At 58.4% G+C, this 13,547-nt stretch carries 12 protein-coding genes; 2 read left to right on the top strand and 10 right to left on the bottom strand.

Annotated elements, in window-relative coordinates:
• Positions 1-41: 41 nt before the first annotated feature.
• From FIV39_RS20265 to FIV39_RS20235, 7 genes are all read right to left on the bottom strand, one after another.
• Positions 42-1,196, bottom strand: coding sequence for a M20 family metallopeptidase (locus FIV39_RS20265; RefSeq protein WP_090404538.1), 1,155 nt, complete (start codon positions 1,194-1,196; stop codon positions 42-44).
• On the bottom strand, positions 1,193-2,617 hold the full coding sequence (locus FIV39_RS20260; RefSeq protein ID WP_090404535.1) for a M20 family metallopeptidase: 1,425 nt from the start codon (positions 2,615-2,617) through the stop codon (positions 1,193-1,195). The genes FIV39_RS20265 and FIV39_RS20260 overlap by 4 nt, the downstream gene beginning before the upstream one ends.
• Positions 2,614-3,603 carry an ABC transporter ATP-binding protein gene (locus FIV39_RS20255; RefSeq protein ID WP_090404532.1) on the bottom strand — a complete coding sequence of 330 codons (990 nt, stop codon included), beginning with the start codon at positions 3,601-3,603 and terminating at the stop codon, positions 2,614-2,616. Before FIV39_RS20255 ends, FIV39_RS20260 begins: the two co-directional genes overlap by 4 nt.
• Complete coding sequence (locus FIV39_RS20250; RefSeq protein WP_090404529.1) at positions 3,600-4,616, bottom strand: ABC transporter ATP-binding protein; 1,017 nt, start codon at positions 4,614-4,616, stop codon at positions 3,600-3,602. Before FIV39_RS20250 ends, FIV39_RS20255 begins: the two co-directional genes overlap by 4 nt.
• Before the next feature lie 32 nt (positions 4,617-4,648).
• Positions 4,649-5,551 (bottom strand): ABC transporter permease, encoded by a 903-nt coding sequence (locus FIV39_RS20245; protein WP_090404526.1) that lies wholly within the window; start codon positions 5,549-5,551, stop codon positions 4,649-4,651.
• A 9-nt stretch (positions 5,552-5,560) separates the two neighbouring features.
• The gene (locus FIV39_RS20240; protein ID WP_027603429.1) at positions 5,561-6,478 is read right to left on the bottom strand and encodes an ABC transporter permease; all 918 of its coding nucleotides are present in this window, start codon (positions 6,476-6,478) and stop codon (positions 5,561-5,563) included.
• 81 nt (positions 6,479-6,559) lie between these two features.
• Complete coding sequence (locus tag FIV39_RS20235; protein ID WP_090404523.1) at positions 6,560-8,080, bottom strand: ABC transporter substrate-binding protein; 1,521 nt, start codon at positions 8,078-8,080, stop codon at positions 6,560-6,562.
• 186 nt (positions 8,081-8,266) lie between these two features.
• On the opposite strand from FIV39_RS20235, the gene FIV39_RS20230 reads away from it, so the two are divergent.
• Positions 8,267-9,184, top strand: a complete 918-nt coding sequence (locus tag FIV39_RS20230) for a LysR substrate-binding domain-containing protein (protein WP_090404520.1) — start codon at positions 8,267-8,269, stop codon at positions 9,182-9,184.
• A gap of 99 nt (positions 9,185-9,283) precedes the next feature.
• Entirely contained in the window at positions 9,284-9,904 is a 621-nt protein-coding gene (locus FIV39_RS20225; protein ID WP_090404517.1) for a TetR/AcrR family transcriptional regulator, read from the top strand.
• Between the two features lie 360 nt (positions 9,905-10,264).
• Here the strand turns inward: FIV39_RS20225 and FIV39_RS20220 are convergent, their stop codons facing one another.
• The 3 genes from FIV39_RS20220 to FIV39_RS20210 all read right to left on the bottom strand — a co-directional run bounded on the left by FIV39_RS20220 (position 10,265) and on the right by FIV39_RS20210 (position 13,479).
• The gene (locus FIV39_RS20220; protein ID WP_244176349.1) at positions 10,265-10,897 is read right to left on the bottom strand and encodes a hypothetical protein; all 633 of its coding nucleotides are present in this window, start codon (positions 10,895-10,897) and stop codon (positions 10,265-10,267) included.
• Positions 10,898-12,131: 1,234 nt separating this feature from the next.
• On the bottom strand, positions 12,132-12,422 hold the full coding sequence (locus tag FIV39_RS20215; protein ID WP_090404514.1) for a DUF1330 domain-containing protein: 291 nt from the start codon (positions 12,420-12,422) through the stop codon (positions 12,132-12,134).
• A gap of 40 nt (positions 12,423-12,462) precedes the next feature.
• On the bottom strand, positions 12,463-13,479 hold the full coding sequence (locus FIV39_RS20210; protein WP_090404512.1) for a zinc-dependent alcohol dehydrogenase family protein: 1,017 nt from the start codon (positions 13,477-13,479) through the stop codon (positions 12,463-12,465).
• Positions 13,480-13,547 lie beyond the last annotated feature (68 nt).

Genomic DNA, 13,547 nt, shown 5'->3' with positions numbered 1-13,547 from the left:
TAGGATACCCTGACCTCGGCGATGTGTAGAAACCCGTGACCTCAAACGTTATCGCCGACCGCCAGAATGGTCGCCACCAAGGCCAGGGCGCGAGGCACCAGGGTGTCCAGTTCCAGGTATTCACGCTCAGTGTGAACCTTGCCACCCACCGGGCCGAGCCCGCACAGTGTTGGAACGCCCAGGCTGGCGGTGAAGCCGGAGTCGGCGCAACCGCCGGTGAATTCGCCCTCGACGCTGAAACCCAGCGCCAGCGCTTTTTGTTGGTAGAGGTGCAGCAGTCGTTCGCTGTGGCGTGCTTCCATCGGTAGAAAGGTCGTCGCTTCCTTGAGCACGGCGCGGGTGCCAATCAGTTCTTCTTCGGCGACGATGGCCTCGATTGCGCTGAAGATCCGATCCCAGTGCTTGAACTCGATGAAACGCACGTCCAGCCGGGCGCTGGCGCTGGGCGCGACGGTGTTGCTCGACGTACCACCGGATATCAGCCCAACGTTAGTGGTGATGCCAGCCGGGTAATCGGTCAAGGCATGCAGCTTGACGATCTTGCGGGCCAGGGCCTCGATGGCACTGGCCCCGTCGGCATGGTTGACGCCGGCATGCGCCGCGCGGCCGCTGACTTCGATGAGCAGCGTGGCTCCGCCTTTGCGTGCGCTGACCACGTTGCCGCTGGCCCGGCCGGGTTCGGTATTGAGCACGGCGCGGGCGGCACGGGCGGCGTTTTCGATATGGGGTCTGGCACTGCCGGAGCCGATTTCTTCGTCACCGGTGTACAGAACCTGCACCGGATAGGGCAACCGACCGGCGCGCTTGAGTGCCTTGAGGGCGAAGCAATTGAGCACCAGGCCGCCTTTCATGTCGGCGACGCCGGGGCCATAGGCGAGGTTGGCGTCGCGGCTGTAGCCGCGAGTCGTGGTGGTGCCTTTGGGGAAGACTGTGTCGCGATGGCCCAGCAACAGCACCGGTTTTCCAGAATCGCCTGGCACTTCGGCGAGCAGCACGTCGCCAAAACCCTCGACCGGTATGCGCTTGAGCAGGATGCCGTCGGCTTCCAGTTCAGCTGCGAGCAGCGCGCCCACCGCGTCGACACCCGCCTTGTCATAGCTGTTGGAGTCGGTGTCGACGATACGCCGCAGCAGCGCTTCCATGGCTTGGCGCTGGTCAGCCAGCCAGTCCAGGGCCTGTTGTGGAGTGGCGCTCATTGCGCCTGCTCCCGTAACCGATGTTCATGAGCCAGGCGTGCCGCGTCGTTGCCCAGGTCCCAGAACAGCCCGGCCATGATTTGCAGGCTTTCCTTGACCACCGGCGCCAGCAAGTGTTCGTTCGGCGCATGCTGTGAACAGGCTGGGTACGAGTGCGGCACCCACAATGTTGGCAGGCCCAACACGTCCGCGAACACATCGTTGGGCAGCGAGCCACCGAGGTTTGGCAGCAGCGCAGGTTTTTTGCCGGTGGTCTGTGCCAGGGAACTGAGCGCCCAATCGACCCAAGGGCTCTGCGGGTCCAGCCGAGTGGCATGCATCACATCAATGCGGCTTTGCTTGACCTCGACATTGCTGAAACCATGGGCATCCAGGTGGGTGCGTACCGCCGGGATAAAGGTCGTGTAGTCGCTGTTGACCACGAAGCGGATATGGCAGTGCGCGTTAGCCTTGCCGGGAATCGCATGCACAGGGGCGTCAGGGTTGCCGGTCTTGAAGGCGATGACGTCGAGGGTGTTCCAACCGAACACCTTTTCGCTCAGCGAGAGCTGCGGGTTACCCCAATTGGCGTCGATTTCCGGATCGCCCGGTCCGCCGCCGACGTCAATATCGGCCAGTGCCTGTCGAACCGGCTCCGGCAGTGTCTCGGGCATCAGGCCCGCAACTTTCACCCGACCGTGTTCATCGACCATGCTCGCGATGGCATTGGCCAGGATGATGCCGGGATTGGCCAGCAACCCGCCCCAGTTGCCGGAGTGATGGGCGCCCTCACGCAAATTGACCACCAGCTCGAAGTTGAATACCCCGCGCGAGCCAAGAAAAATCGTCGGACGTGACGCCGCCAGGCGCGGGCCGTCCGAGGCGATGAAAATATCCGCCGCAAGCTCTTTGCTGTGCGCGGCACAGAATGCATTCAAGCCCGGCGAGCCTTCTTCTTCGCCCATTTCCAGCAGCAGCTTGACGTTGAAACCCAGCTTGCCATCGCGCGCCTTGAGCGTTTGTTCCAGCGCGGTCAGGTTGATCAGGTGCTGACCTTTGTTATCCGCCGTGCCGCGGCCGTACCAGCGATCGCCTTCGGCAATGACTTGCCACGGCGACAGCCCTTCGCGCCATTGCGCCTCATAGCCGCGCACCACATCACCGTGGCCGTAGCTGAGCACGGTCGGCAGGTCCGGGTGTTCAATGCGCGTGGCGATCATGAAGGGGCCTCGCTCTGCCACCGGGTTGTCATAGATCTTGACGCTGAAGCCCATTGCCTCGACATGGGGGGTGATGAAGTCATTGAGGTAGCGATACAGCTCGGGCTGGCTGTCCGCTGCCTGGCTTTCGGTGTGCAAGGCGACGCTGCGTTCGAGCAGATTGAAAAATGCGCCGTTGTCGAATTGCGCTGTGGTGTTGCTGATAGCCAGTGAACGACTCATGAGTGGACAAGCTCCAGTGTTTGGGCAGAAGTGTCGTGAAGGTGGCAACGCACGTTGCCGCCGATAAGCGAACCATTGGCCGGGTAGGCCGTTTTGCAGGGGGCGAAGCAGCTCGGGCAGCGCGGATGAAAGGCGCAACCGGACGGCGGTGACATGGGGTTGGGGAAGGTGCCGTGCAGGCCGATCTCGGGAATGCCCAGGCGCGGATCGGGCGTGAGCACCGAATCCAGCAAGGCGCGGGTATAAGGGTGACCGGGTTTAGCGAACAACGCTTCGCGCGTGCGTTCTTCGACGATGCGCCCCAGGTACATCACTGCGACCCGGTCGGCGAGGTGTTCGATGACCGCCAGGTTATGGCTGATCAGCAGATAGGTCAGGCCGAATTCGCGCTTGAGGTCCTGCAGCAGATTGAGAATCTGCGCCTGCACCGACACATCCAGCGCGGATGTGGGCTCGTCGCAGATCAACACATCGGGGCGCATGATCAGCGCCCGTGCAATCGCCACCCGCTGGCGTTGCCCGCCGGACAGTTGGCTCGGGTAGCTGTCGATCACCCGCTTGGGCAGGCCGACCACATCAAGCATCTGTTCGGTCTTCCTGCGTCGCTCGGCGGTGCTGCCGATGTCATGCACGATCAGCGGCAGGGTAACGATTTCACGCAGGGTCTTGCGTGGGTTCAGCGAGGAGTACGGGTCCTGGAAAATCGGCTGAATATGCCGGGACATTGCCTTGCGATCAGTCGCCGCCAGGTGTTTGCCATTGACCAGCACATCGCCGCTGGTGGGCGGCAACAGACCGAGCAGCATCTTGGCCAGGGTACTTTTGCCGCAACCGGACTCACCCACCAGGCCGAGGGTTTCGCCGCGCATCAGGCGCAGGGAAACGCCATCCACGGCTTTCAGGGTCGCTGCGGGTTTGAAAAAGCCCGTGTTGATCCGAAACTCGCGGCGGATGTCACACAGCTCCAAAGCGATGTCTTTTTTCATGACCTTGCACGCTCCTGAAGTCGAATCGGTGCCGGGGCCGGTGCGGCGAACAGGCAGCGCGCCATGTGCCCGTCCTGTTCGACTTCGGGGATGTGTTGCGCGCAGGCCGCTATCGCTTGCCCGCAACGGTTGCGGAACGCACACCCTTGCTGTTCGCCGACGAGGCTCGGCACCAGGCCTGGAATCGAACCCAGCGCCTCACCCGGTTTGGTCCGGCCAGGGATTGGAATACTCGCCAGCAGACCCCGGGTGTACGGATGCTGCGGGTTCTCGAACAGTTGCAGGGCAGGGGCGGTTTCGACGATTTCCCCGGCATACATCACGGCGACCCGGTCGGCGATCCGTGCCACCAGCCCAAGGTCGTGGGTGATGAAGATCACCGCCAGGCCGAGTTCTTTCTGAATGTCGCGGATCAAGCGCAGGATCTGCGCTTGAATGGTCACGTCCAGTGCCGTGGTGGGCTCATCAGCGATGATCAGGTCCGGTTCGCACATCAACGCCATGGCGATGATCACCCGCTGGCGCAGGCCGCCGGAAAGCTGATGCGGATACTGATGCAAGCGCTCGGTGGCATTGCTGATTCCGACTTTCTCCAGCATCTGCGCGGCGCGCGCCAGGGCCTCCTTGCGTGAGACCTTGCGATGCTGGGTCAGCACTTCGCTGAGCTGATCGCCAATGCTGTAGGCCGGGTTCAGCGAGGTCATCGGTTCCTGGAAGATCATCGCCAGACGGTTGCCGCGCAGGTCGCACATGCGCCGCTCGCTTTGGCCGAGCATGTCGATGCCGTCCAGCGTCAGCCGGGACGCGCTGCGTTTGGCCTTGCGTGGCAACAGGTCCATCAACGCCAGCGAGGTCAGGGATTTGCCGCAGCCGGACTCCCCGACGATGCACAGCATTTCACCGCGCTCGACTTCAAAATTCAGACCGCGTACGGCATGCAGCATGTCATCCGGCGTCGGGCTGTTGCCCATGGGGATGTCCACGCGCAGGTTTTCCACATGGAGTAGTGCCATGTTTGGTTCCCTCTATCAGTTACGGCGGTCTATCAGTTACGGCCGTCGGGCAGGATCAGATCGCGCAGGCCATCGCCGACCAGGTTGATGCCCAGCACCAGAATCATCAGGGCGACACCGGGAATGGCGATGACCCACGGGGAAAAGAACATGTAGGGCTTGCCTTCCGCGATCATCAAGCCCCAGGACGGCGTTGGCGGTTGTACGCCCACCCCGAGGAATGAGAGGGCCGACTCCAGCAGGATCGCGTGGGCCATTTCCAGCGTCGCGACGACGATCAGTGCGCCGACCAGGTTGGGCAGGATTTCACTGGCCAGAATGCGCAGGGTCGAGCAACCGAGCGCCTGGGCTGACGCCACATATTCAGCATCGCGAATCTGTTGCACCGAGGCCCTGACTACCACCGCGAAGCGATCCCATAACAGGCAGCCGAGCAGCACGATCACCACTTTCAGTGAGCCGCCCATCAGCGAGGCCGAGGCCAGCGCGACCATCACCACCGGCATCGCCAGTCGGGTGGTGATCAGGTAGCTGATAAACGCATCGACCTTGCCGCCGTAGTAGCCCGCCAACAGCCCCATGACCGTGCCGATAAAGCCCGAAATCAGCGCCGCTGCTATGCCGATGAACAGCGAAATACGTGCGCCGTAGAGCAGCCTCGAGAGGTAGTCACGGCCCAGTTTGTCGGTGCCGAGCACGTATTCCCAGGTGCCGTTGGCCATCCATACCGGCGGTTTCATGCGCAGCATGACGTCTTGCGCATAAGGGTCGTAAGGTGCCAGCCACGGCGCGAACAGTGCACCCGCGAAGATGATCAGCAACAACACCGCGCCGATGGCGAAACCACGATGACGCAAGCTCTTGCCAAGTACTCGGCTGAGGCTGCTCGGTGGTGGCAGGTAGTCATTGATCGCGAGGGTAATGGGGGTGCTCATGTAAGCCTCCTAGCGCACGCGAATGCGCGGGTCGAGCAGTGCGTTGAGCACATCGGCCAGCAACGTGAGGATGATGTAGATCACTGCAATCAGCAGGACCACGGCCTGTACCACCGGAAAGTCGTCACGGGCGATGGCGTCCCAGGCAAGTTGCCCGATGCCCTGCAGGGAGAACACGGTTTCGATCACCACCGAGCCGCCCAGCATGAAGCCGAACTCCACCGCCGCCAGCGCGACTACCGGAATCAGGGCGTTGCGCAGTGCATGCTTGAACAACACGCGGGCAGGGCGCAGGCCCTTGGCGCGGGCGGTGCGGATGTAATCGGAACTGAGCACGTCAAGCATGCCGGCGCGGGTCAGGCGCATGATTGCCGGCGTCGCGTAGTAGCCCAAGGCAATGGCCGGCATGACGAAGTGCAGCAGGGTCGCGTTGCCGGACACCGGCAGCCACTTGAGCGTCACCGCGAACACCACGATCAACATCAGCGCAAACCAGAAACTTGGCATCGCCTGACCCAGCACCGCGATGCTCAAGGCCAGTCGGTCAACCCAGGTGTCGCGTTTGACCGCAGCCAACACGCCCAGTGGAATGGCCACCAGCAAGGCGATTCCCAGCGCCATGGCACCTAGCCCCAAAGTAATCGGCAGGCGGCTGGCGACGAGGTTGTAGACCGATTCCTGAAAGAAAAACGAGTTGCCCAGGTCCAGCCGCAGCAAATCGCCCAGCCAGTTGAAGTACTGGGTCGGGAGCGGTTTGTTCAAACCGTACTGCACGCGAATCTGTTCGATCTGTTCGCTGGTGGCTTCCGGTCCGCCAATGGCGGTGGCGAGGTCGCCGGACAGATGTAAAAGAGAAAAGCTGATCACCGACACGGTAATAGCAACGCAAATCGCGATGCCCAGGCGGCGCAGAAGGAATCCAAGCATGGCAAGTTTCCTCATATCCAATGGATGACAAGTGTGAGGACGTGTCCGTGGCGCACGAGAGTCCGTGCGCCAGGTTACGTATTACTTCCACGTGGACTCGACGAAGCGCGGCAGCTCATCCGGGTACGGCGTGAACGCGAGTTCGGCGGTGTAGGCGTAGTTCATCGAGTAGTTGAACAGCGGCGCCCAGTAGGCCTGTTCGCTGATGCGCTGCAAGGCCTTGCGGTAGTTGTCCTTGCGCACTTGCGGGTCGAGGGCATTGTCGGCGGTCTGCAACCAGCCCTGCACTTGTGGGTCCTTGATATTGTCGTCCGGATTGCCCTTGAACCAGGTACCGGCCGACGCCGAGGTGTCGAGGATCGAGAACGAGCCCCAGGCCTGAAACGACATGGGCACCTTGCCGCCACGTTGCTGATCGCGCAGGGCGGCGTACTTCAAGTAGCGCAGCTTGGCGTTGATGCCCACTGCGCGCAGGTTGCCGATGATGGCTTCGACGTAATCACGGTCGCGATAAGCGAAGATTTCTGTCTCGAAACCATTGGGGTAACCGGCTTCGGCAAGCAGCGCCTTGGCCTTGGCGGGGTCATAGTTGTAGACCGTGGCCGCGGTGGTATCGCAACCGAATTGGCCCGGATAACAGGCAACCTGCAAGGGCTTGGCTTCGCCACCGACCAATTGCGTGGCCAGCGCATTGCGGTTGATCGCATGGTTGATGGCCTGGCGCACCTTGAGGTTCTTCATCGGTGAGTTTTCAGTGGAGGTGCCGCGTGCATCAAGAATCAGGAAACCGATGCGCATGGTTTCGCCACTGGTCACGGTCAGGTTCGGCATGCCCTTTAGGTCGACCGCCTGATCCGAGGTCACACGCCAGGTCCAGTCGACACCCTCGGTCATCAACTCGGCCAGGCGGGTTTCTGCATCCGGGATCACGCGGAACTTGAGGTGGCTGATATGTGGCTTGCCTTGCGGGCTGTCCGGGAAGTAGTCCTTGTTGATCTCCATGGTCACGCCTTCGCCGGCCACCACCGACACGGCTTTATACGGCCCGGTGCCGATTGGTTTGCGACTGAATTCGGCCAGGCCGACCTTCTCGAAGTACTGCTTGGGGAACATCGGAACGGCGTTGGACAGGTATTCCAGTGCCGGCGGGAAAGGCTTCTTCAAATACAGGCGGACGCTGTAGTCACCGGTTTTTTCGGCGCTCTTGATCCAGTCTACGTTTTGCACGGTAACGACTTTCGCTTCGGGCGACACCACGTAGTTGAGGGTGAACACCACGTCGTCGGCGGTGAAGGCGTCGCCGTTGTGGAATTTGACGCCTTTGCGCAGCTCAAAGTCGATGGTGGTGTCGTCGACCTGCTTCCAGCTGGTGGCCAGCATGGGTTTGTATTCGCCGCTTTTGGGATCGCGGTAGATCAGGTTGTCCCAGATCAGCCGGCCGAGAATCACGCCTTCGCGTAAATCGTTGTGATAGGGGCTGATGTTTTCAGGCTCGCTGTCGGAAGCGTAAACCAGGGTGTCGTTGGCTTTGCCGGCATGCGCCGGAAAGCTGCTGATAAGGCCCATCAGCGCAAGACTGCAAGCGAAACCTTTGATGCCCATGCCGTCGTCTCCGTTGGCGAGAGTGGTTGAATCAAAGGGCAGCGAATCGCAAATGCGTAAAGGAGGATGAAAAGGTCGGGCACTGTTTTTTTTGGTCTGGACACGAATGTAGGGAAGGGCTATCAATGCCACAAGCACAATATTTCGATACTTCCTTTGCCGAAAAGGCAATCCTTGGGGGCTCCGATGCAGCTGTATGGCGTGCAGTCCACGGCACTGCGCTATTTTCTTGAGGTCGCGCGATGCGGATCGATCAGCGAGGCCTCCGTGCGGCTGAATGTGGCGGCCTCAGCAGTGAGCCGACAAATTTCCAAGCTTGAGTTGGCCCTGGATGCCAGCCTGTTTGAGCGTCGTGCCCGCGGCATGGTGCTCAGCGAGGCGGGCGCGCGACTGGCGGCGTATGCGCGCAAGTCGCAGCTTGAGGCCGAGCAGGTGGTGCTGGAAATTACCGAGTTGCATGGCCTGAAGCGGGGCCATGTGCATGTTGCCTGCTCGGAGGGATTTGCACTGGAATACATGCCCAGGAGCATCAGCGCGTTCAGGCGTGAGTACCAGGGCATTCATTTCACGCTGGAGGTCTGTGCGCCCGCTGAAGCGACCGAGAAGGTTCGCTCCGGTGAAGCCGATCTGGCGATGACGTTCAGCCTGACGCCGCAAAAGGAAATCAAGGTCGAACATGTCTTGAGCGGGGCGATTTTTGCCGTGGTCTCCAACGCCCATCCCTTGGCCGGGCGTCAATCTGTCAACCTCGCCGAGTTGCAACCCTGGCCCATTGCATTACCCAAGGCTGACACTACGATACGGCAACTCTTCGATATCTGTTGCGGTGTACAGGGGTTGTTGTTCGATCCGGTCTTGACCACTAATTACGTTGCCGCGCTCTACAGTTTCGTCCGAGAAGAGGGCGGCATCAGCCTGGCCAGCGAAATGACCTTGCACAAACAGGTGGCGGACAAGCAGTTGCAATGCTTGCCGATCCTTGATGAAGGCATGCAGGCACGACGTATCGAACTGCAAAGCATGGCGGGGCGCAATCTACCGGCGGCGGTTTCTGCGTTCAGGGATTTTCTGATCGCTGAGCTGACGAAGGCGAAGCGGCGTTGAAAAGATGAGGGTACTCGCTGTTTATCATTGCAAGTTGGTGACGAAATTATAAAGCGGTCACCCGTTGTCAAGGGCTTTTCGGATGCGTAAGCTAGCCGCATGAACAAGACCTCCATAGCTTCCCCCAGCACCCGTGGCCCAGCCGATCATGAGATCCGGGACCAGATTGTCGCAGCGGCCAATCAGCACTTCAGTCAATACGGCTACAGCAAAACCACGGTCTCCGACCTGGCCAAAGCGATCGGGTTTTCCAAGGCGTACATCTACAAGTTCTTTGATTCCAAGCAGGCAATTGGTGAGGCTATCTGTGCCAATTGCCTGGCGGAAATCATTGCCGCAGTAGAGCAAGCCATCAATGTAGAGGACATCTCGCCGACCGAACGTTTTCGCCGCCTGGTGAAAACGCTGATCGCTACCGGGGTGAATTTGTTCTTCAGTGACCGCAAGCTCTATGACATCGCCGCATTTGCAGCGTCTGAGAGCTGGCCCAGCACACTGAAATATGATGCGCAGGTCAGGCAGTTCGTGTTGCAGATCGTGCGCGAAGGACGAGAACTCGGTGAATTTGAACGCAAGACACCGTTGGACGAAACGGTCGATGCGATCCACCTTGCGCTTCGCCCTTTCGTCAATCCGTTGCTTTTGCAATACAACCTTGACTTCGTCGAGCTGGCTCCAGTCCTCACCTCCAATCTCATTCTGCGTAGCTTGATGCCGTGAGCCGACGCTGATCAGCTCTATCACTGCGCCAATGTGTCCCTGTAAGTTCGGCTTCATCTGTCGAGATTGTGACTATTGTGGTAAATGGTCACATGAATAAATGTGGCGTATCCATCCTTGAGGGATCGCCATGCCATCAGCCACTCTCAAATGGATTCGGATTCGGTGGTGTGAATGCGAGTGTATTCATCGCCTGTCAGCGTCAAAAGTGCACCTCCTTGCCGAGCTGAAGCGTAGGCCGCGTCCATGACCTGCATGATTGCCTCGGCGTCGCGTAATGACGCAATTGGCACCCATGAACGATCAGTTTAAAACTGAAGGTTTTCGCGCATTTTAATCCTTGTCATATGGGATCAGCGCTTAGGCACTTACGGAGAGAGGCTTTCCAGCGGGTGAATGGCCCAGAAACAGGTTGACTAAAACACCAATGATATTTTGATACGTGATTTCGCTACGCTCACTGAGGTGGCCATGCGTTTTGACCAATGCTTTGAGCTCATCCCGCTCTAGTCCGATCGCTTGAAGATCTCTCAAAAAATCTTGATGGTGCTGCTGTAGCGTGTTCAGCTCTCGCAGGATGACGTCCCGATCAGCTTTAAGTGCAAGGAACGTTCCTAGGCTGACTTTTTCATGAGCATCCCTGCCGGGCTCAAACAGAAAGCTAGGCTTTTGGTCGGGATAGTGAATCTGCATCCAGTGGCGCAAATCAGAGTGGCGTATGGTTAATTGATAAGGTTCTACGTAACTCCCCATAGGAACCGAAATACCGAGACAGCCATAAGGCAGCTCTTCGTTACGCACCGCGTCGTAGATTTTTTCTGTAGTTGCGCGCAGGCACGGCCACTGTGGGAAAAGTTTGCCAAGTTTCTCTGGGCAGACCTCAGTAGCTTGTACTATTTGTGTTTCGTGACGAATGAGGTTGCACCAACGTAATGCTGCGTCGATGGGCCTATAGAAGGTTTTAGTTTGTGGATTGAAAATATACACAGACATATGCGGACAGACCTCCATTTCTGATGGACAGGCCTCCCGTGAAGTATCTCTACGTCAGCCAGGCTGATGGCAGCAGCTGTTCTTCTGGACTCGTCACTCGGTTGAGGTCACTCCATCTACCTATTGATTCATTGTTTTCCCTTGGTACGAAGCTAGCTGTTTACCTCGCCCACTCACCACCAGAGAGGTATGCGGATATTGGCAAAGTGGCGTAGGTCAATCACAGACCGTAGATGTTTGGTAAGGTTCAAAAAGTAAAATTGGTGTTTGATCAGTAACAGGGTGTGGACATCGTCGCAGATCTTTTCCAGTAGGCCCGCAACTGTGCCTTTTTGCGGGCGTTCATTTCGTCGGACGGCTCGCCGAGAACCAGCGAGGATGGCTCGGTGGCCAGGGCTCGGGCGATTTCAGGCGCAGTTGGTTGGCTGTAGGCGAAGCTGTCGACGCGATAATCGGTGAATGACGCAACGCCCGTATATTTCAACAAGCGGTAGGCGATTCACCTGTGTGCGCTTCTTCTTCTCGGGCCTTGCGATGACAGCTCAAGAACGCCCACAGACCGTTGCCAGGAGCGCATACGGCACCGACCGTGACATTTTCCGGGTCCCTTCTGGCATTGAATAGGCGAATGTTCTGAAAGGTTCGGACGACACCAGCCTGGGCCACCTGATGTACCGTGAACAGTGATGGTGGGTAAACAGCTGGGCATCACACCTTGCGTGCATGTGACGACCTTGAGCAGCAGGCCAGTCGACTTAAGCATCTGGTGGACAGCTTCGGTACTTAAGTTGAAGGCATCGAAAGATGTCGATTATTTACAGATTTTACTGCTTAGCGGCGGTCTTGATTTCGGGCGAAAAGATTACGGATTTTTAGCTAACGAGGCGACGACCTGTAGTGGCCGTCGCAAGAGTATTAGAATGGATGCAGTCGCCTCTCGCTACGTATCCGGCGTACTGCCGTGGTCACATCGGCTTAGAAGGAAAGGCTGGATTACGGTGCATTCTTATCTCAGATATTTTGCTTCCAGATTGCGCATTTGCGTATCGCCTTGCAGGGCGATGATATCTTTGACCGAGGGCAGGGCCTCATCCACATTCTGGATACCTCCTTGCGCTCTAATCTTTGCGAACACGTCGCGCATTGCGCCGACGGCAGCTTTTCCTGATTAGTAAGCCTAGGTAAGTGTCCTTCGACGGCCGACGCAGGGTTCTGGATATCCTCGGTAGGCGTTTTAAATTACTCCGTCTATGACAAACCCTCGATAGATTGCACCCTTGAGCCTGTGTCCAACGATGGACTGATACGCGTCGCCGTGATACCAGGCCGTGGCTTCGTCGAATGTCGGGAAGGAGAAAAGTACAACGCCTTCTGGTAAGTCCCCTTCAAACGCCTCAATCCGTTGATAGGCTGAAAGCACCGTGGACTGCAGGCCGGCAAGAGCAATGGTGGCTTTTTGTGCATAGATATCAAGCTCATGCTGATCGAGCGTTTTCTCTCGGATGAAGATTACATAAGCAGTCATGATCGGCCCCTAAGTTATCGTTGACTGGGTGGTCATCACCTTAGTGGCTGATAACGACCTTGCCGAAGACGTCGCGTGTCATGAGTTTTTCGTACGCCCGCTTGGCGTCCCCAAACTCAAAACGACTGTCGATTACAGGGCTGATTCCATGCGCGGCGATGCCTGCGATCAAATCTTCCAGATCTTGTCGACTGCCCAGGGCGATAGGCTGGTATCGTGCCTGGCTCATGAACATGGACATGAAGTCGACGCTGCCTTCCAAGCCCGCGAGTACTCCAACCATCGAAACCTGGCCACCTACCGCAATGGCCTTGACCGATTCCTGGAAAGTGCCCGGGCCACCCACCTCAACGATGCGATTGACGCCATTGCCGTTGGTAAGCGCCCGGACCTGTTGCGACCATGCGGGATGGGTTTTGTAGTTTATGATTTCGTCTACGCCCAGCAGCTTGAGCTGTTCGGACTTCTCATCGCTGGATGTGGTGGCAATGACGCGCGCGCCCAACGCTTTCGCAAATTGGATGGCGAACAGCGAGACGCCTCCCGTTCCCTGTGTCAGTACCGTGTCGCCTGCGCTTACTCCTTTGACCGCAGACCACGCAGTGACCGCAGCACATGGTAGGGTAGCGGCCTCTTCAAAGCTCAGACTGCCAGGAATATGTGCCAGAGCGTTTTCTGGTGTGACGCGGTAATCTGCCAGCCAGCCGTCGACATCATATGAGTACTGGGAATATTTTCCGGTGAACGGCCCGTCGATCCATTCAGGGAAGAATGAGTTCACGACTCGATCCCCAGTGACGAAGCGAGTCACTCCCTCGCCAACGGCGACCACCTCACCAGCACCATCGGAAAGAGGGATGGTGCCCGATGGTACTGGCGCTGTGTAGTGTCCTTGCAGAATGAGGATGTCTCGGAAATTCAATGAGGAGGCGCGTACGCGGACGACGACTTCGCCTGAGGCCGGAGTCGGAATCGCTATGGCACCGTTGACAAGGCCATCGAGCCCGCCAAATTTTTCGAGGTGATAGGCGCGGTTTTGTTTGGTTTCAGCATTCATGGAGCAAGCCTTTCTAGGGAGGTGGTACGTTATTTTCCCCTTGAATGCCGTGGTTGATAATCCACTGC

The organism is Pseudomonas grimontii (assembly GCF_007858185.1).
Lineage (GTDB): Bacteria > Pseudomonadota > Gammaproteobacteria > Pseudomonadales > Pseudomonadaceae > Aquipseudomonas > Aquipseudomonas grimontii.
The sequence above is the reverse complement of the archived record's forward strand: the minus strand, read 5'-3'. Positions and strand labels throughout refer to the sequence as shown.